Origin of the sequence: Agrococcus sp. TSP3-2-1 (assembly GCF_049897585.1) — a bacterium.
Taxonomy (GTDB): domain Bacteria; phylum Actinomycetota; class Actinomycetes; order Actinomycetales; family Microbacteriaceae; genus Agrococcus.
Window position 1 is genome coordinate 1 of the sequence record NZ_JAFCWN010000017.1, and the last position, 1,073, is coordinate 1,073.

At 70.2% G+C, this 1,073-nt stretch carries 1 protein-coding gene; it reads left to right on the forward strand.

What is annotated here, in order from left to right:
• The first annotated feature begins 101 nt into the window (after positions 1–101).
• Positions 102–1,064: an IS481 family transposase gene (locus tag ACP7BI_RS13325; protein ID WP_425847174.1), complete on the forward strand. Its 963-nt coding sequence runs from the start codon at positions 102–104 to the stop codon at positions 1,062–1,064.
• Positions 1,065–1,073 lie beyond the last annotated feature (9 nt).

Consider the following 1,073-nt stretch of genomic DNA (forward strand, 5'->3'; position numbering starts at 1 on the left):
TGTACCCGGTCATGACCTTGGTGCATCGGGTGGTGGCGTGAGGAGGACCCCCGCGGGTTGAGTGGAGTTGTTCAACCCTTCACCGACCAACGGAGGTCCTCGTGTCCCACGCTAACGCTCGCCTGACGCCTCGGGGCAGGGAGATCGCGGTACTGCGCGTGCAAGCGGGCTGGCCGCGCTCGCACGTCGCAGCCGCAATGGGCTGCTCCCGGAACTGCGTCGCCCGCTGGCTCGAACGGTTCGAGGCCGAGGGCATCGACGGCCTCCAGGACCGCTCCTCCAGGCCGGGCTCGTCGCCGACGCGCACTCCGGAGGAGACGGAGCTCGAGATCGTGCGGCTGCGCGTCGAGGAGCGCCTCGGCCGAGACCCGATCGCGCAGCTCGTCGGCGTCTCGCCGCGCACGGTCTCGCGAGTGCTGGCCCGGCGGGGCGCGCCGCCGCTGGCGGCGCTGGATCCAATGACCGGGGAGGTGATCCGCACCTCCAAGCAGACCGCCATCCGCTACGAGCGGGAGCGGCCGGGCGAGCTGGTCCACATGGATGTCAAGAAGCTCGGCCGCATCCCCGACGGCGGCGGCTGGCGTGCGCTGGGCCGCGGCGTGGGCGCCGACCGGGATCGGGACCGCCGCTCGGGCTACGACTTCGTCCACTCGCTCGTCGACGACCACTCCCGGCTCGCGTACTCGGAGATCCTCGCGGACGAGAAGGGCGCCACCTGCGCCGGCTTCCTGCGCCGAGCAGCCGCGTTCTTCGCCGCGCACGGCATCGCCTCGATCGAACGGATCATGACCGACAACGCCTGGGCATACCGCTACTCGCTGCGAGAGACCGTCGCGGAGCTCGGCGCGCGCCAGGTGTTCATCCGACCACACTGCCCGTGGCAGAACGGCAAGGTCGAACGCTTCAACCGCACCCTGCAGAGCGAATGGGCCTATCGGCGGCCCTTCACCTCGAACGCAGAACGGGCTGCCGCCCTTGCGCCCTGGCTCCAGCGCTACAACACTGAACGCATCCACTCAGCCATCGGAGCCCCACCGATCACCCGAACCGCACCAAGGTCATGACCCGGTACA